We start from the raw sequence: 19,061 nt of genomic DNA on the forward strand, positions 1-19,061 counted from the left end.
GCACTTGTTATGAGTTATATTGAATTAATTGAACGAATAACGAACACCTACCGCATAACGAGGGCCATATTCTCTTGCAAATAAGAACTGACGCTCGTAACGTCCATAGCCTTGCTCTGTTTCGTTATTCAAGTTGATGCCTTCAAAGAACACCGTCACTTGGTCGTTCAGATCATAGTTCACACTCATATCCCACTGTCCAAATGCCTTAGCAAATTGTGGTGGGTTATCTGAAGAGCCCTGATCTTGACCAACACCAATCAAGTATTCATCACGCCATGCATAAGTTAACTTGATTGATAGCCCGTCTTTTTCATAGAAAGCTTGGAAGTTTGCTGAATCGCTCAAACCCGTTAATGGGGTTTGCTGGTCTAAACTGTTTACATCGAATTCAACATCACCGTTTACGAAAGTCGCATTCACGCCTACGCCAAAACCTGTCTCACCTATTAGGTGCTGAACAGCAACTTCAATACCATCTACTGACTTAGTATCTGGCGCATTAAATGGACGAGTGATGTCCCATACCATCAAAGGATCATCCGCGTTTGGTGTGATATAGCCTTGCTCGTTTAATGTTGAACCATTCGCTTGCATTTGAGCAAAAATAGCATCATTGGTAGCTTGCTCTCCTCGACCTTCAATATCAGCAACTGCTTGGTTCCAACGAGGGCCTTTGTAAATGTCATTAAAGCCTTCAATAGTAGTAGACACAATTTGGCTACCAATGAAGTTTTTAACCGATTTATCAAAATAACCAATCGCCGCGTAGCTGCCTTCTGCGTAATAGTACTCTAAGCTTAAGTCAAAATTTGTAGACTCAAATGGTAACAAGTTAGTGTTACCTTCACTCGCGTTGCGCGAGCCAATTTTTGGACTACCAGATAGGCTACGACCGCCTGCTAAATCGCCTAAAGGCGCACGCGAAATGGTTTTACCCCAAGAAACACGTGACACTAAGTCGTCGGTTAACTCCACTTTAATATCAAGCATAGGCAAAAACACATCATGTTCACCAGTTAGCGTGAGTGTGTTGTTTTCACCTGGGAGGTATTGAGTATGCCATTCACTGCCGCCTTTCCACCAAACTGAAGTTGGAACTGGTTGGAATACATCACTGGTTACGTCTGTTTCTTCGTAACGTACACCTGCATTTAACTGCACAGGAAAATCTGCAACTTCAAACTCCCAGAAACTTGATAAATAAATACTGGTGGTTTCTTCTGTAACCGAGCCCTTCGAGAAAGTACCCAAATCGTGATATGCGGTTGTTGCGAAGTAATCGTCACCACCTAACAATTCATTGGTTAAAAACGCTTCAGAGCGTGCTACAACTTCATCAAAGTCGAAGGTGTAATAATAATGCGGATTTAAATCACTGCCACCACCAGCAAAGGCATCTAAGAAATCGCTGGTATCGTGTTTAGTGAACATGCCATCTGGGAACATTTCAGGCCAAGAAGGGTTAAACAAAAAGCCACCAATTAAGCCACTCCAAGCATTAGAACCACTCATTTCCTGTTCGGTACGTGCAACACCAAATTGAATATTTACTAAGCCAATATCGTCATAGTAAACATCCCAAACACCGTCTAATTGAATCTGATCAACAGTTGCTTTACCAGGAGAATGAATAAATTGACTAAAGTGTGAATCCATTTCACTGGCTAGCAATTCGTTTGTACCATTTTTCCAAAGGATATTCGCGTGAGGTACTTCACCGGTACGATAGTCGTACATTTTTGTAATAAGCTGGTCTGATCCTAAAACTAATGAACCATGGCTGCCTAAGCCTTTGTCTGCACCATTATCTGTCTCGCTTTGAGAATCATGGTAGTCCAAGGTCAGCTTCAAAGAATCTGTCACTTGCCAATCAAAGTTAAAGCCTAAAGAGCGCTCTTCTACTTCTGTTGTCGCACGAGAGGCTGTAAAAGAACCATCATTACCGCCGATATCTGCATAAATAACGGTGCCATTTTCATCTAGCTCATACGCATTGATATTGCCACCATAGTCGTTCCACATACCCCAACCGATAGAGTTCATACCTGTTACAGCTTTGGTACCAACATAGTCTAATGTGAATACCATGTCATCAACTGGTGCATATTGGAAAACTACATGCCCATTGGTGCGCTCTCGTTGAAAATCGGCAATACCATAGTTCATATCTCGCGGGAAGAAGTGGTTACCAACACGGTTGCCATCAGCGTCTAGAGGACGAGGATCGACTACTTTATCTTCATCTAAATTGCTAGGTAAATCGACATTTGCTTGCCAACCTTGAATATTAGCCCCTTGCTGTTGAAAATCACGACGATGATGGTTAAAAGAAATGGCAAAGCCCACTGTATCATCTAGATATGTGTTTGAATAAAGTGCTGAGAACTCAGGGGTGACATCCTCACCCGCTTCATTTGATGAATCATGAATAGCCTTAGCCGAAACCGAAAACTTCTCTGTTGCGCTGTTAAGAGGTTTTGCAGTCACAATGTTGACCGTTGCACCCAAACCACCTGTTGGGTTGTCAGCTCGCGCTGTTTTATAGACTTCTAATGCAGACACACCGCTTGAAGATAAATTTTCAAAGCTATAAGAGCGAGTATTACCCGTACCAGGCATTTGACGACCATTTAAAGTTACTAGGTTAAAGTCAGGACCGAAACCACGTACCGTGATTTGGCTACCTTCACCATTACTTCGGCTAACTGCAACACCCGTAATACGTTGTAGTGACTCAGCCAAGTTAGTATCTGGAAACTTACCCATTTCTTCAGCTGAAATAGCATCAACAACACCCGACATATCACGCTTTACATTCATCGAGCGGATCAAACTGCCTTTGATGCCTCGTACTTCAATGACTTCTACGTCTTTTTCTTTATCTGCTTCGTTCGCAAACACGTTGGCTGTAAAGCCTGTGCTTAATGCCGCACATACATAAAGTGCGATTTTTGATTGTTGGAATTTGAATGTGTTCATAATTACCCTACTAAAATCTTGCTCAGTGAGGAGCGTGAACAAGCACGCTCGACCTTATCGGTTAGTGTTAAAGTGCTTTGATCATCACGTTATCTACGCGATAAACCGCACCCTCTCCCGCTCCCCAAGCAGGGAAGAACATTAAGATATCGATGGCACTGATATCTAAACCAGCATCTGATAAATCTTTTAATGAATAGGTGTATGTTTGCCATTCACCGACCACAGGTGCTTTGCCTTCTTGGCTGCTGCTTAAAGGTAATTCAGCAAAGCTGCTCGCACCCAGTGATTCAATTTTAAATAACCAAGCTGCGTCTGCATTATTTGGTGCTGTTACTACTTTTAGCTCAAATTGTACAACGCCAGTTTCAAACAACGCTGATGCATCAATAAAGTGTTCATCTTCAGCAAATAAGCCAAGAACGGTAGGCTCTGCACCCACTTTAAACTCAGCTGTCATACCATGTGCTGTATCGTCGTTTTCGAGCGTTGGCGTAGAACCGCCGCAGCAATCCCAAAGCGACCACTTTTCTTTCACATCATCAGCAAATAATACATGTCCCATGAATGCATCAGACGCATTTGGATCGTATATTTTCACATTATCAACACGGTAAATCGCACCGGCACCTTGACCCCATGCAGGGAAAATCATTAACACATCAATTGCGCTTACATCTAAACCTGCATTCGCTAAGTCAGATAATTTAAATGTATACTTTTGCCACTCACCCACAACAGGTGCGGCTTGCTCCACACTGGTTGATAAATCTACTTCAGCAAATGATGCAGCATCCACTGACTCAACTTTAAATAACCAAGGAGCCTCGGCATTATCAGGTGCATTAGTGATTTTCATTTCAAATTCGATCACACCGTTTGACAGAATTGATGTCGCATCGAACGGGCTCACTGAACCACCATCAAGTATATTGTCAGCACGAGAAATAAAGCCCATTACCGTCGGTGAATCACCAATTTTAAATTCAGCTACATTGCCATGCGAATCATCATCCAGCTCAACTGTAGGTGTTGAACCACCACAACAGTCCCATAACGGCCAGCTTGGATTTTGATCATTTTCAAAAATTGTTAGCTTAGGTGAAGCAGCAGTGCCTGAATCCTCAATTTTTAAATTAGCTATACGATACTGTGCCCCTTCGCCGGTGCCCCAAGCAGGAAAAATCATAACAACATCAATGGCACTTAGATCAAGACCACCATCTGCTAGTGCTTGAAGAGAAAACTCAAAGGTTTGCCACTGTCCAACTACAGGCTCAGTACCTGATATATTTTGTGAAAGAGGGATTTCAATCGCTGTTGTGCCTTCTGAGCTTTCTAACTTAAGCATCCAAGTCGAATCTGCATTATTCGGTGCAGTTACTATCTTCATGTCGAAACTAAGCTTGCCTGTTTCAATCATTGGCGATGCATCAAATGGCGATGGTTTGCCCGCTTCGTCAGTAATAAATGCCTCTCGTGTGATAAAACCATTTACTGTTGGCTCTGCACCGACAACAAACTCAACCACATTGCCTTTCATTTCATCTTCAACAACTTGTGGTGTTGAGCCGCCACAACAATCCCATGCTGGCCAGTTAGGATTAAACGAACCATCAAAAATTGTTAAATTTTGAGCAACGCCAGTTGATGGCGGTGATGGAATGGGTGCTTTACCTTCTACTAGAGCATCGTCTATTGAATCATAGCCTGCACGAACCGTTTCACATCCTTTACCTGTATCAACATTCTGCTGACATTGATAAACACGTACAAAGTCGATTTCGAATGTTTGACCATTCTCAAACGCGCTTGCATCAACACCTGTCTCGTTGACGTTTTCAGGCCAATTTCCACCTACTGCAAAGTTCAATAACATATGGAATTCTTGGTCATATGGCGCATTACTATAATGAGTCGTTAACTCGCCGCTTACTTGGTCAAAATATTCAGCAAACCAACCACGGTGTTTTAGACCAACCGTTTCGCCTTTTGAGTTAGTACGAATTTCAGAGCGTCGCTGTGTTGCATATAGATAATCATCCACATACCAACGGATCTCACCTTCTTGCCACTCAATTGCATACGTATGGAAATCATCAGCTGGGTTAGCAGCATCTGGTAATTTGTACGCTTTGCCCGAATTCACATTATCAGGCCAATCTTTACCATAATGCAGTGTGCCATATACGTGGCTCTCTGGGTTGCCATCGGCATCTTTGGCTTTTAAATTTACCGCTTCAACAATGTCGATTTCACCAGATTTTGGCCAACCACCATACAATTCATCAGTCGGAAGTAACCAAAATGCAGGCCAACTACCTTGACCACTTGGTAGCTTTGCACGGATCTCAAAGCGGCCATATTTAAAATCAGCTTTATTTTTGGTAACCATTCTTGCTGAGGTATAAGGCTGTTGTGCACCTTCAGCGGCAGGTAACGCAACGATTTTCAGCGTACCGTCACTGACAAAAGAGTTTGCTTCATCTTCTGTGTAGCACTGTTTCTCGGCGTTACCACCGCCTAAACAATTAACCTCATGAGTCCATTTTTGACCATCGATTGATGTGCCGTCAAACTCATCACTCCAAACTAACTTCCAATCACTCACTGGTGCTTGAGGATTGATTGTTGTTGGATCTGTTTTCGTCTCAGCACCACCGCCGCATCCCACTAAGGTAGATACTGCGATTAAGGCACCAACATGTGAAAAATGCTTTGCAACTTTTATCATAATGTGTGTTCCAAATATGCGACTTTGTTGTCATAACAATTCATGAGGTAAGTTTTAATATCTTATTATTGATGATTTCTCATAAATTGCGCATGGTGTGCAGTAAACAGACAAGCATGTAAACTGCGCCTGACTTTATCCTGTTCCATTAACCTCATTGTTACAATGCAGATTCGTTATCATGAAATAGAGCTGAGACGCCCGTGACATGCGTCAAAATAGTGCGCGACAAAACGAAACAAAATTACGACGAAACGTGTAAGCCTTTTGTTGCTTGGGTTAATGAAGTGTTTTTATATTAGGGTCGTGCGCCATATTGGCGCACTTATTTGATGAGTTGCTTTGAACTGATGCAGTTCAAGTATTATATGTTAGGTGAGTGTGAAATCAGGCTTAGTTTATAACTGGCTTTTCCGCAATAAAATTTTGCAAAACTGGGCTGTAATTTCGGCTGACTTTTAGCTCAATATCGTCATTCAAAGTAACAATACTCTCGTTATTTCGAAGCGGCTTGATGCTTATAACGTGATTTAAATTAATTATGGTCGATTTATGAATTCGTGCGAACTGTTTTTCATCTAATAATGACTGTAATTTCTTCATGGTGATCCGTAATACATGGGTGTCTTTTTCGGTGTGGACACACATATAATCACCCGCCGCATCCACCCATTTTATTTCTTTAACTGGAACGAGCACTTTTTCATTATCGCTGTTCTTTATCACTATCTCTTGATTGATAGAGATAGGAAGGGGCTCATCGGTTTCTAGCCACTCTTCTAATTCACTTACTTCGATGCCTGAGGTTTCTCCTAATGCATTAAGCAGTTTAAATTTTTCTTTTTCGGCTTGATGGGGGTTTTGTCGCTCAAGTATTCTCGATACCGTTTTTTGCAAGCGACCTAAATTGGCAGGCTTAAGCACATAATCAATGGCATTAAGCTCAAATGCTTCAATAGCATACTCACTATAAGCACTGACAAACACTATCATAGGCAAGGTATCAGACTGCATTGCCTGAACTACTTCAATGCCATTCAACCCGGGCAACTGTAAGTCTAAAAATAACACGTCAGGCTCTAAAGTTTGACAAAGCTTGATGGCTTCGTCGCCATTTTCAGCCTGACCAATTACTTTTATTTCAGGAATTTTCGCCAGACGAAGACATAGTCCCTCGAGGGCTAATGGTTCATCATCAACAATTACAGCCGTTAACTGTTTAGTCATTATTCACCTCATAAGGCATCGTCATCGTCACTGTGCTTCCTCTTTCCTGATTAGGTGTCAAAGTCACCTCACACTCGCCATTGAACATCACATCTAATCTAGAGCGGGTATTTTGCAAACCTATTCCAAACCCTTTACTGTGTAATTCTTTTACAGCTTGACCTGTATCCATTATTTTAATTATTAAACTCTCGTCGCTTTTATATGCCTTAAAAGTGATCTCAGCACCTTCTTTGCTTGGCTCTACCGCATACTTAACCGCGTTTTCGATAATGGGCTGACAAAGCATATTGGGCAGTACACAATGCTTTACGTCTTTATCTACGTCAAAGTTTACTTTAAGGCGTTTACCAAACCGGACCTTTTCAATCGACAAATAAAGTTTTAATAACTCCAATTCGTCTTTCATTGAACTGTTACTCTGTTTTGTCGCTTCTAAAGAATGTCGGAAAAAGTCACATAATTTGTCTAACATCTCTGACGCTGTGTCGTTTTCTTCTTTTAAGATCAGCGTCGAAATCGCATTCATTGTGTTAAACATAAAATGCGGATTGAGCTGATAACGTAACATTTCGAGTTGCGCGTCTTTAGCCAAAGTCTGCGCTCTTAATAATTGTTCATGCTCTCTTTGTAACTTGCTGTTGTAAAGCATAATGAAGAAGATTGACGTCCACACAAACATGGTTGCTAAAGAGAACAATAACCAACCACCGAATTCAAGCATATTCCATGCTTCATTCCACTGCTGGCTATGTACTATTACTTTGTAACTACCTAGCTTAATAATGTTATACAGTAAACCAAGCACTGCAGCCGATGAAAAACTCATTATTAAAGTTTGCTTCAAAGTATTGTGAATAACTCTTTGAATAAACAACCACTGCAATAAGGAAAGACAAAAACCACTGAGTGTTTCGACAATTAAGTTAATTATCTGACCAACTAGGTTAAAATCGGGAGAATCAAATTGCGGACGAATAATGGCAATAAAAACCACAAGCATGTAACCAAGCCAGCCACCTATCTGTAAGCTCCAAAATTGCTTAGACAACCTTTTAAAAGCGGAAGATTCTAATTCTAGCGGATTGCTGTCTGTAAGATGGGCTTTATTGAAAACGTTCAAAACGTGCTCTATTTATCATTCTTCTTTAATTACTTTATTCAATAGAAATAAATAGGCAAGCAGAAAAGCGAAATGTATAAAACACAGGCACAAAAAAGCCGCCTTTTTAGGCGGCTTTTATAAAATCAGTTAAAAATTACTGACCTTTGATTTCGCTACGACCGTTGTAAACAGCTTTGTCACCTAACGCCTCTTCGATACGAAGAAGTTGGTTGTACTTAGCTACACGGTCTGAACGACATAGTGAACCAGTCTTGATCTGGCCTGCAGAAGTTGCAACTGCTAAATCAGCAATAGTCGCATCTTCAGTTTCACCTGAGCGGTGAGAGATAACCGCAGTGAAGCCAGCTTCATGTGCCATTGCAATTGCTTCAAGTGTTTCTGTAAGTGAACCAATTTGGTTAAACTTGATAAGGATTGAGTTACCGATGTTCTCATCGATACCACGCTTAAGGATCTTAGTGTTCGTTACGAATAAATCGTCACCAACTAGTTGAACCTTGTCACCAATCTTATCAGTTAATACTTTCCAACCAGCCCAGTCACTTTCGTCAAGACCGTCTTCGATTGAAACGATTGGGTAACGAGCAGCTAGATCTGCTAAGAAGTCAGCAAAACCTGCAGAGTCGAATGCTTTACCTTCACCTTTCAGGTCATATTTGCCGTCAACATAGAACTCAGACGCCGCACAGTCTAGTGCAAGTGTGATGTCTTTGTTTAGCTCGTAACCTGCAGCTGCAACAGCTTCAGCGATTACTTCTAGTGCTTCTTCGTTTGACTTAAGGTCAGGTGCAAAACCACCTTCATCACCTACTGCCGTGTTAAGACCACGTGCATTAAGTACTTTCTTAAGGCTGTGGAAGATTTCTGCACCCATGCGAAGTGCTTCACGGAAGCTAGACGCGCCAACAGGCTGGATCATGAATTCTTGAATATCAACGTTGTTATCAGCGTGCTCACCACCGTTGATGATATTCATCATAGGTACTGGCATTGAGTACTTACCTGAAGTACCGTTGATGTCAGCGATGTGCTCGTATAACGCAACACCTTTATCTTCTGCAGCTGCTTTAGCTACTGCTAAAGATACAGCTAGAATAGCGTTTGCACCTAATTTTTCTTTGTTTTCAGTGCCGTCTAAGTCAATCATGATTTGATCGATTACGCGCTGCTCTGTCGCGTCTTTACCAGCTAGTGCTGATGCGATGTCGTTATTGATGTAGTTAACAGCAGTAAGTACGCCTTTACCTAGGTAGCGTGACTTATCACCATCACGTAATTCAAGTGCTTCGCGAGTACCTGTAGACGCACCTGATGGTGCACACGCACGGCCCCAAGCGCCTGACTCTAAATGTACATCAGCTTCAACGGTTGGGTTACCGCGAGAGTCCATAACCTCACGACCAATCACTTTAACGATTTTTGACATCTTGATTCCTCTTATTCCCATAGTGGTGATAATGTTTTATTGATAGCTATTTTCCTGTATAGGATTAAATAACCTTGTTACCTAACCCCATAATAACCATTGGTCTGCATTGTTTAAATTGAATAAAAATAACGCTGCACAGCAATGTTTATTACACACCAACTATTATTAAAAAATACGTAGCTGGTTTAGAGACAAAAAAGCCGTGCAAACGCACGGCTTCTCCAGATTATTTTTCAGCTTTCTGGTGAGCAAATGCTGCACCCACAAAACCTTCAAATAACGGGTGACCATCACGAGGTGTCGAGGTGAACTCAGGGTGGAACTGAGCTGCAATGAACCAAGGGTGATCTTTATTTTCGATAATTTCAACGAGCTTCTTATCTTCAGACAAGCCTGTGAAGTGTAGGCCCGCTTTTTCAAGACGCTCAATATAATTGTTGTTCACCTCATAACGGTGACGGTGACGTTCTGTGATTTCAGCATTGCCGTACACTTCACGAACTTTTGAACCTTCTTTTAAGTGACAAAGCTGTGCACCTAGACGCATTGTGCCACCTAAATCAGACGCTTCATCACGTACTTCTACGTTACCTTCTGAATCTAACCACTCAGTGATTAGACCAACAACTGGATGCGCTGATTCTGCATCGAACTCTGTTGAGTTTGCACCTTCAAGACCTGCAACGTTACGCGCATATTCAATTAGCGCAACCTGCATACCTAAACAGATACCAAGGTAAGGTACTTTGTTCTCACGTGCATATTTAGCCGCTAAGATTTTACCTTCAACACCACGGCCGCCGAAACCACCTGGTACTAAGATAGCGTCTAAGTCTTGTAATAACTCAACACCTTTGCTTTCGATATCTTGTGAATCAACGTATTGAATGTTGACTGTTACACGGTTTTTAAGACCCGCGTGCTTTAACGCTTCATTTACTGACTTGTATGCATCTGGTAGTTCAATGTACTTACCAACCATACCAATTGTCACTTCACCAGTTGGGTTAGACTCTTGATAAAGAACCTGTTCCCACTCAGCTAAATCAGCTTCTGGTGCTTCAATGTAGAAACGACGACACACTAGGTTATCAAGATCTTGTGATTTTAATAACGCTGGGATCTTATAAATGCTGTCTACGTCTTGAAGTGAAATAACCGCTTTTTCTTCTACGTTAGTGAAAAGTGCGATCTTTGCACGTTCGTTAGCTGGCAGCTTACAGTTAGAACGACAAACTAGAATATCTGGTTGAATACCAATAGAACGAAGTTCTTTTACTGAGTGCTGAGTTGGCTTAGTTTTAACTTCACCAGCAGCACCAAGGAATGGTACTAACGTTAAGTGCATGAATAATGCGTGTTCACGACCAAGTTCTGTACCAAGCTGACGAATCGCTTCTAAGAACGGTTGTGACTCGATATCACCTACAGTACCGCCAATCTCAACGATCGCGATGTCATAACCTTCTGCACCTTCAATTACGCGGCGCTTGATGTCATTAGTGATATGTGGAATTACCTGAATTGTCGCGCCTAGGTATTCACCTTTACGCTCACGACGAAGCACGTCTTCAAAAACACGACCTTGCGTGAAGTTGTTGCGCTTTGTCATTTTGGTGCGAATGAAACGCTCGTAGTGACCTAAATCTAGGTCAGTTTCAGCACCGTCTTCAGTTACATAAACTTCACCGTGCTGAATTGGGCTCATTGTACCCGGATCCACATTGATATAAGGATCCAGCTTAAGAATAGTTACGTTTAAGCCACGGGCTTCTAATATTGCTGCCAACGATGCTGCGGCAATACCTTTACCCAAAGACGAAACAACCCCGCCCGTTACGAAGATAAATTTTGTACTCATGCGAACCCTAGAATATCAGGAAAATGGAATTTTAAATAAGAATCAAGACGGGGCGATAGTATAGCAAAGCACTTAGCATCAATCCACAAAAATTTAGTGTTAGCGCTTTAAATAATGACAAGTAAGACCTCAAAAAATCGTCTTCATTATTTACCTAATGCCCTCTTATTCTTTTGCGCTTTTCTTCACAAGCTCCCAAGCCTCATCCATTTCTTCAAGGCTTGACGACTCTAGCCTTTTCCCTTGTTGTTTAAGTACGGCTTCAACTTGGGCAAATCTGCCTACAAATTTATCAGTCGCGTTTCTCAGTATTTGTTCGGGGTCGTGTTTAGCATGGCGGGCCACATTAACTGTCGCAAACAGTAGATCACCTATTTCTTCAGCTGAGTGATCGGACTGAGGGTTTTCTGCAAGTGCTTCGCTCACTTCAGCCACTTCTTCAGATACTTTTTCAAGTGCCCCATGGTAATCTGGCCAATCAAAACCGAGGTTTGCAGCGCGCTTTTGTACTTTTTTGGCACGCGTTAATGCAGGGAGTACTTTTGGAATGTCATGCCATAGAGGTTGCTCAGATGAACTCTGCTTTGCGGCTTTTTCTTGATCTTTAATCGCCTGCCATTGTTGCTCGAGCTCTTCATCAGTTAATGTTTTTTGCTCTGAAAATACATGTGGGTGCCTGCGAACTAGCTTATTGTTTAAACCTTCAACCACCTCGTTGAAATCAAACAGCCCTTGCTCTTTGGCCATTTGCGCATAAAAAATAACTTGGAACAATAAATCACCCAACTCATCTTTGAGGTCCATCATATTGTCGCGCTCTATGGCATCAGCCACTTCATAGGCTTCTTCTAAAGTATGCGGCACAATGGTTTTAAATGTTTGGGCTTTATCCCAATCGCATCCTTTTTTAGGATCACGAAGTGTTTGCATGATATTGAGCAATTTATCGATTTCAGTTTGATTCATTTTTTAAACACTTATTTTTAAAACAATAAAGTCGGCAAATGCCGACTTTATTAAATTGATATTTTTTGCGGTTAATGCTGTCGCTTTGCTTCAAATACGCCATCAATTTGAACCAACTTAGTGATCAAGCGATTCATTGAAGACAGATTAGAAACCTCTATTTGCATCAGGAACACTGCAATATTTTGCTCATAGTTAGTTTGCAAGTTCATGTTTAATACATTCACTTTTTCATTGGCCAATACTGAGCTAATATCACGAATAAGCCCTTGCCTGTCCTGCGCCTCAATGCGTAAGTTCAACGCATAAGATGACTTAATATCATCTGACCAACTGACAGCTATCTCACGCTCAGGATGTTGCTCGCAAATGTGTGCAAACGACTCACAATCACTACGATGCACTGCAATGCCACGGCCTTGGGTGATATAACCTACAATTTCATCGCCTGGTACTGGCTGACAACATTTGGCCACATGGCTCAATAGGCTACCCACCCCATCGACCACAATACCGTTTTTATCGCCTTTCACCTTTTTGCGAGCAGTGATCTTTAACGTATCTTCAGGCTCAGGCTTAGCTTGGATAAAGTTTAAGAATTGGTTGATGCGAACATCACCCGCCCCCAATGCCACCATTAAGTCGTCAAGCTCTCTAAAATTAAAACGCTCAACCGCAGGCTCTAAGTCTTTATAGGTAAGATCTAGTTTCGATAAATGCGAATCTAGCATCTCTTTACCCGCTTGTAAGTTTTTATCTCTGTCTTGCTGCTTAAACCAGTGATGGATTTTACTGCGAGCACGAGACGAGAAAATATAACCTAGGCTTGGGCTTAACCAATCACGACTTGGCGCTGGATTTTTCTGGGTTAAAATTTCAACCTGATCGCCGGTTTTTAGCTTATAAGTAAACGGAACTATTTTACCAAACACTTTAGCACCCACGCAGCGGTGGCCGACATTAGAGTGAATATAATAAGCAAAATCGAGTGGCGTCGCACCTAGTGGCAAGTCAAAAATATCGCCTTTAGGAGTGAACACGTAAACCCTGTCTTCAACCACTTGGTTTTTCAGCTCATCGGCTAAGTCACTGCCATCAACCACTTCTTCTTGCCATTGAAGTAGCTTACGCAACCAACTGATTTTCTGCTCATAACCTGAGCCTCGCCCAGGTAAAGCACCTTCTTTATACATCCAGTGGGCTGCAACGCCAAGCTCAGCATCTTGGTGCATTTCTTCAGTACGAATTTGGATCTCGACTGTTTTACCTTCAGGACCAAACACCACAGTATGGATAGACTGGTAACCGTTTTGTTTTGGTGTGGCAACGTAGTCGTCGAACTCTTTTGGCAGATGACGCCAACTGGTATGTACTATACCAAGCGCTGCATAACAGTCTTGAATTTCATCAACCACGATGCGCATCGCTCGAATATCGAAAAGCTGGTCAAATTCATAGTTCTTTTGCGACATCTTCTTATAGATGCTGTAAATGTGCTTCGGGCGACCATAAACCTGCGCTTTGACGCCTGCTTCGGCTAGTTTACTAGAGACCAGATTCACCATGTTTTCCATATAGGATTCACGGTCTAAGCGCTTATCAGATAGCTGCTTTGCAATACGCTTATAAGTTTCTGGGTGAAGATAGCGGAATGATAAGTCCTCAAGCTCCCACTTAAGCTGACCTATACCTAAACGGTTAGCTAATGGTGCAAAGATATTCGCAGTGGCTTTTGCTGTCACGACACGCTCTTCTTCATCCGCGTTTTTTACTTCACGTAAATGACAAATTTGTTCAGCTAATTTAATAACTACCGCTCGTACATCTTCAACCATCGCCAATAACATACGGCGAATGTTATCAATCTGTACATTGCCTTTCCCCTGATGCGCTAAGATGCTGATTGTCGCCATTTGCTCAACGCCCTGCAACAGCAAAGCAACGTTGTCGCCGAGTTCTTCTTTTACATCATCAAAACTGATTAACCCTTCAAGAAAATAAGGCGTTAAATAAGCGGATGCCAAAGACTCAGGATCAAAATTCAACTCCGCAAGGATTTCCACCATCTCAACGGCTTTATTCAAGGTCGTTGCATTCACATCAGAAGGACATAAAGCATGGGCTCGGTCTAAATATGAGAGTTTATCGTCTGACAGGTTCAGAAGATCTAGCCGAGCCGAAAAATCGGCTGGTAAATGAGTTTGATGTGATTGGCGGGTTGCAACCATCTGCATTACCTCCTTTGGAACAACGCCATTGTCTCTATATGCCCCGTGTGAGGAAACATATTCATAAGTCCCACTTTACTGATTGTGAAGCCAGCTTCAAGTACTAAAGCACTATCTCTCGCTAAAGTAACTGGATCGCACGATACATAGAGGATTTTTTCGAACTGCTTAAGTGGTAATTGCTTCAATACCTCATAAGCACCAGTACGAGATGGGTCTAAAATCAATACATTCGCTTGTTTATCGAACCACGTGGCACTTGAGATATCATCCGTCAGGTCAAAACATTCAAAAGAGACATTTTCAAGCTGATTTTGTGCTGCATTTGACTTGGCTCTTTGTACTGAGCTATCAACCCCTTCAACACCTACAACGTGCTTAGCATGTTTGGCTGCAAGCAAAGAAAAGTTACCAATACCGCAAAACAAATCTAATACGATGTCTTGTTCATTGAGTGCCAACCAATCTAATGATTGCATCAGCATTTTTTCATTCACTTCACCATTGACTTGAATGAAGTTATTCAGTTGGAAGCCAAATTCAACCCCATCAACTTGATAATTTGGAATCTGTGCGTATGCAATAGGTGCTTTTCCATCATCCCATAAAACCTGTACACCTAAGTCGCTTAACGCTGTCATTAATGTCTGTTTCGTATTGTCATCAATGGCTTTGGTATGCCTTATCAGTACAAACACACCGTTATCCGCTTCACAAAGCTGCACATGACTAATTGAATGAAGTTTTACATTGTCTGTGATAGCAAGTCTGAGTTGCGCAAATACTTCTTTAAAAGCAACATTTAAAACTGGGCAACTATCGACTTCAACTATTTGCTTACTTTTTTGCGCTCTAAAACCCAGTTTGAATTGCTTGTTTTTTTTATCTGTAATACAAGCTATTCGGGCTGAGCGACGGTAATGTTTATCATCACTGGTGATAGCTTGTTGCCAAGCTAGATGCGTTTCTTTTGCAAACTTTTCAAATAGTTTACTAACGGCTTGTTGTTTATGAGCGATTTGACTGTTCACTTCTAGGTGCTGTAACTGACATCCACCGCACACACCATAATGTTGGCAAAAAGGCTCGATACGCTCTTCACTTGGTGTAAGCACTTTAACTTGTCTGGCTTCAATGAGCTTTGATTTTTCATCGAGAATTTGTGCTTTTACTTGTTCGTTTGGTAATGCACCATCAATGAAGCACACCTTACCATTGTGATTTGCAACACCTCGACCTTGATGATCAAGTGACTTTACATCCAAAGTCAGTACTTTGCCTTTATTTGACGTTTTTTTAGCACGAAATATCTGTGCCATACGAATGCCCCTTAATGTTTGCCAACCCGTGTCTAAGTCGATACTCTTAAAGCTAGAATATTAATAAGAAATAATTCATTCATGACCAGATTAGGCCTGCGCGATAGCATTCTCGTTCTAACTTTAATCCCTACCATGCTGATTGGTTTAATTCTTGGAGGGTATTTTACAGTAAATCGTTATGTTGAGCTTGAAGAAATTCTCTTCCAACGTGGAAGTAGCATTTCAGAGCCATTGGCAATCGCTTTAGAGCAACCCGTTTTGCGTGAAGATAGAGCACAACTTAAGCGCATAGTCAGTACTGCACACAACAAACATTCTCCGCTTATTAAAACTATTGCTGTTTTTGATGTTGAAAAAGAACTACTACTGACGAGCAATTATCATGAGCATTTTGGTAATTTAAACTTCACTAGCGACATTAAAGCGCTTCACCATACTGATATGGTGAAAAGAGACGATACATTTATATTTTTCACCCCTGTTAAATTTAATTCTCAACCTTCAGAGCAATGGCAAGATGCCCATGCCGCGCCGCTAGCGTTATTAGTTATTGAAGTGAGCAAAGATAAAGCGATTATTGCACAGCAACAAACGCTTATTATGAGTATTAGTATCATTGTAATTGCATTAATTTTGAGTGGTATTTTGTCGTTGCGGATCAGTAAAGTATTAGTTTCTCCACTGTCAAAGTTATTGTTAGCAACAGACAAACTGGTCGAAGGTAAACAAGACATTGGTCTTCAAGCACCGATGCAAGGTGAGTTTGAACTGCTTCGTCAAGGGTTGCACACCATCAATGGTGCCATGGCAAACCAACGTGACGAAATGCAAAAACATATTGATCAAGCCACCAGTGATTACCGAGAGACACTAGAGCAGTACGAAACACAGAATATCCAGCTTAATATTGCCAAAAAAGAAGCCCAAGATGCCAACCGAGTTAAATCTGACTTCTTAGCGAAAATGAGTCATGAATTACGAACACCTTTAAACGGTGTGATTGGTTTTACAAGACAGCTTTATAAAACCCCGCTAAATAAACACCAAAAAGAATACTTAGACACTATTGAGCTTTCTGCCAATAGCCTCATGACCATTATCAGCGACATCTTGGATTTCTCTAAACTAGAAGCTGGAGCGATGGAATTAGAAAGTATCCACTTTCAGTTACGAGAAGTTATCAGTGAAGTCATGACATTGCTAGCGCCAAGCGCTTATGAGAAAAAACTTGAACTGTCTATTTCTATTCACCCGCATGTACCTGAGAATTTAGTCGGAGACCCAACCCGATTAAAGCAAGTACTCATTAATTTGATAAGTAATGCCATTAAATTCACAGAAAAAGGCGCGGTTAAAATTGATATCACTCACCGTGTAATCAAACAAACCAATGCCTCTTTGCTAGTGTCTGTAAGTGATACTGGTGTGGGCATTGCAGCAGAAAAGCAAGATGCGCTTTTCACACCGTTTGGCCAAGCTGACTCAAGCATTACCCGTAAATTTGGTGGCACCGGTCTTGGCCTCATTATTACTAAGCATATAGTTGAGGCCATGCGTGGTAGCATTAGTTTAAACTCTGCACCTGGCCAAGGTACTTGTTTTACCTTTAATGCCATCTTTGAGCTACCTCGGCGAGCATTTAACAACGACTTACCGACTTATAGCCTTGAGAATAAGCGTATTTTATTCTTTGAGCCTCAAGAGCACACTCACTATGCAATATTAGCCCAATTGCATGAGTGGAAAATGCAAGTAACACCTTGTTTGACTGAGGAGACTTTTTACCAAGCCCTTGAAAAAGATTTCAGCTATGACATTTGTTTAATTGGTAATACCGCTGACGTTGAACAGATGCCAGTGCTTAAGAATTACATCTCCCAAGCACGTCCACTGGCTGATTATTTATACCTCATGGTCAGTACCATTTCGCATAATATGCGAGAATCATTAGTAGGGAGTGGCGCAGATGCCTGTGCGAGTAAACCGTTGCATTACCGTAAACTTTGCGAAATGTTAGCGGCTCCATACCGCTTAGATCATCCAGATGTCTCAACCGATGAACATGACCAGACAATATTGCCTTTGAAAGCACTCATCGCTGATGATAATGATGCCAACTTAAAACTACTTTCTACACTTTTATCAGAGCAAATCGAAGGCATAGATACTGCACATAATGGCGCTCAAGCTGTGGCACTGTGTAAAACACATAAATATGATTTGATCTTTATGGACATTCAAATGCCCATTATGGACGGCATCACGGCATGTAAAACTATCTTGGATTCATCTCTCAACGAAGATACGCCTATTATCGCCGTCACCGCACACGCATTAAGTGGCGAAAAAGATCAGTTACTTAAAGATGGATTTAGTGGTTATTTAACTAAACCTATCGATGAAGATATGCTGAAACAAACGATTTGTGATTACAGCAGTTCAGCGGTGAGCTCGACAACAAAGGTCAAATCAGAAGAAGTTGAGCCAAGCCCAGCCCCTTTTGAAAGCCATTTACTCGACTGGCCTTTAGCACTTCGTCATGCAGGCGGCAAACCCGATTTGGCCATTGAAATGTTGAATATGCTATTAGATAGCCTAAACGACACGCATCAACAGATAAATCAAGCACTTGAAAATGAAGATTTCGCACTCCTGCTTTCTGTCATTCATAAGTTTCATGGCGCTTGTTGCTACACCGGTGTGCCTAAGCTAAAACAGTTATCAGAAACCATTGAAACCGGTCTTAAGCGCCATCAAAACATTTCTGGTGTTGAGCCTGAGGTGCTCGAGTTACTTGATGAGCTAGAAAATTTTAAACAAGTCTCTCAAGCTAGTTAAGTTTAGGTTCGCCAAAATTAACATGAAAATGCAAGTGCTTACTATCTTGGTAATCACCAAGATTGGTAAGCACGCGTGCTGCACCATATTCTTTTTCAACTTTACCTGCCAGCTCTTGTACAACCATCATAAGGTGAAACAGTTGTTCTGAACTATGACCTCCTAAGTCAGTAAATGAAGGAAGATGTTGTTTAGGGATAACCACAATATGTACAGGCCAATGAGGCTGAGTATGATGAAAAGCGAGTACATGTTGATCCTCAAATACAACATCGAGCTCTACTTTGCCGCTTAATGCTAGATCACAGTAAAAGTCATTACCTTTATAACTTGTCATACAACCTCCAA

General features: G+C 41.5%; 11 protein-coding genes. 1 reads left to right on the forward strand and 10 read right to left on the reverse strand.

The window, feature by feature from the left end; translation table 11 throughout:
* Nucleotides 1-24 precede the first annotated feature (24 nt).
* The 9 genes from ACXAC4_RS10840 to rlmD form a co-directional block, all read right to left on the reverse strand.
* On the reverse strand, nt 25-2,982 hold the full coding sequence (locus ACXAC4_RS10840; protein WP_475161386.1) for a TonB-dependent receptor: 2,958 nt from the start codon (nt 2,980-2,982) through the stop codon (nt 25-27).
* 67 nt (nt 2,983-3,049) lie between these two features.
* Nucleotides 3,050-5,716, reverse strand: coding sequence for a family 16 glycosylhydrolase (locus ACXAC4_RS10845; RefSeq protein ID WP_475161391.1), 2,667 nt, complete (start codon nt 5,714-5,716; stop codon nt 3,050-3,052).
* Between the two features lie 393 nt (nt 5,717-6,109).
* Complete coding sequence (locus tag ACXAC4_RS10850; protein WP_475161395.1) at nt 6,110-6,943, reverse strand: LytR/AlgR family response regulator transcription factor; 834 nt, start codon at nt 6,941-6,943, stop codon at nt 6,110-6,112.
* On the reverse strand, nt 6,936-8,066 hold the full coding sequence (locus ACXAC4_RS10855) for a sensor histidine kinase (protein WP_475161396.1): 1,131 nt from the start codon (nt 8,064-8,066) through the stop codon (nt 6,936-6,938). The genes ACXAC4_RS10850 and ACXAC4_RS10855 overlap by 8 nt, the downstream gene beginning before the upstream one ends.
* 136 nt (nt 8,067-8,202) lie before the next feature.
* Nucleotides 8,203-9,495, reverse strand: a complete 1,293-nt coding sequence (gene eno, locus ACXAC4_RS10860) for a phosphopyruvate hydratase (protein WP_349286277.1) — start codon at nt 9,493-9,495, stop codon at nt 8,203-8,205.
* 229 nt (nt 9,496-9,724) lie between these two features.
* On the reverse strand, nt 9,725-11,359 hold the full coding sequence (locus ACXAC4_RS10865; RefSeq protein ID WP_058030295.1) for a CTP synthase: 1,635 nt from the start codon (nt 11,357-11,359) through the stop codon (nt 9,725-9,727).
* Nucleotides 11,360-11,524: 165 nt separating this feature from the next.
* Nucleotides 11,525-12,325 (reverse strand): nucleoside triphosphate pyrophosphohydrolase, encoded by an 801-nt coding sequence (gene mazG, locus ACXAC4_RS10870; RefSeq protein ID WP_475161403.1) that lies wholly within the window; start codon nt 12,323-12,325, stop codon nt 11,525-11,527.
* A gap of 71 nt (nt 12,326-12,396) precedes the next feature.
* On the reverse strand, nt 12,397-14,553 hold the full coding sequence (relA, locus tag ACXAC4_RS10875) for a GTP diphosphokinase (RefSeq protein WP_475161406.1): 2,157 nt from the start codon (nt 14,551-14,553) through the stop codon (nt 12,397-12,399).
* Between the two features lie 5 nt (nt 14,554-14,558).
* Nucleotides 14,559-15,872, reverse strand: coding sequence for a 23S rRNA (uracil(1939)-C(5))-methyltransferase RlmD (rlmD, locus tag ACXAC4_RS10880; RefSeq protein ID WP_475161408.1), 1,314 nt, complete (start codon nt 15,870-15,872; stop codon nt 14,559-14,561).
* A gap of 81 nt (nt 15,873-15,953) precedes the next feature.
* On the opposite strand from rlmD, the gene barA reads away from it, so the two are divergent.
* Complete coding sequence (gene barA / locus ACXAC4_RS10885; protein ID WP_475161411.1) at nt 15,954-18,713, forward strand: two-component sensor histidine kinase BarA; 2,760 nt, start codon at nt 15,954-15,956, stop codon at nt 18,711-18,713.
* Here barA and ACXAC4_RS10890 read toward each other — a convergent pair.
* Nucleotides 18,706-19,050: an HIT family protein gene (locus tag ACXAC4_RS10890; RefSeq protein ID WP_475161414.1), complete on the reverse strand. Its 345-nt coding sequence runs from the start codon at nt 19,048-19,050 to the stop codon at nt 18,706-18,708. The two genes, barA and ACXAC4_RS10890, sit on opposite strands and share 8 nt — an antisense overlap.
* Between the last annotated feature and the right edge of the window lie 11 nt (nt 19,051-19,061).

It is taken from the genome of Pseudoalteromonas sp. AWM4_233 (assembly GCF_056158285.1).

What these genes read in the sequence shown, in the direction of transcription:
- ACXAC4_RS10850 (WP_475161395.1), bottom strand. Translation starts at nt 6,943, where the DNA reads ATGACTAAACAGTTAACGGCTGTAATTGTTGATGATGAACCATTAGCC.
- eno (WP_349286277.1), bottom strand. Translation starts at nt 9,495, where the DNA reads ATGTCAAAAATCGTTAAAGTGATTGGTCGTGAGGTTATGGACTCTCGC.
- barA (WP_475161411.1), top strand. Translation starts at nt 15,954, where the DNA reads ATGACCAGATTAGGCCTGCGCGATAGCATTCTCGTTCTAACTTTAATC.
- ACXAC4_RS10865 (WP_058030295.1), bottom strand. Translation starts at nt 11,359, where the DNA reads ATGAGTACAAAATTTATCTTCGTAACGGGCGGGGTTGTTTCGTCTTTG.
- ACXAC4_RS10840 (WP_475161386.1), bottom strand. Translation starts at nt 2,982, where the DNA reads ATGAACACATTCAAATTCCAACAATCAAAAATCGCACTTTATGTATGT.
- ACXAC4_RS10890 (WP_475161414.1), bottom strand. Translation starts at nt 19,050, where the DNA reads ATGACAAGTTATAAAGGTAATGACTTTTACTGTGATCTAGCATTAAGC.
- relA (WP_475161406.1), bottom strand. Translation starts at nt 14,553, where the DNA reads ATGGTTGCAACCCGCCAATCACATCAAACTCATTTACCAGCCGATTTT.
- rlmD (WP_475161408.1), bottom strand. Translation starts at nt 15,872, where the DNA reads ATGGCACAGATATTTCGTGCTAAAAAAACGTCAAATAAAGGCAAAGTA.
- ACXAC4_RS10845 (WP_475161391.1), bottom strand. Translation starts at nt 5,716, where the DNA reads ATGATAAAAGTTGCAAAGCATTTTTCACATGTTGGTGCCTTAATCGCA.
- mazG (WP_475161403.1), bottom strand. Translation starts at nt 12,325, where the DNA reads ATGAATCAAACTGAAATCGATAAATTGCTCAATATCATGCAAACACTT.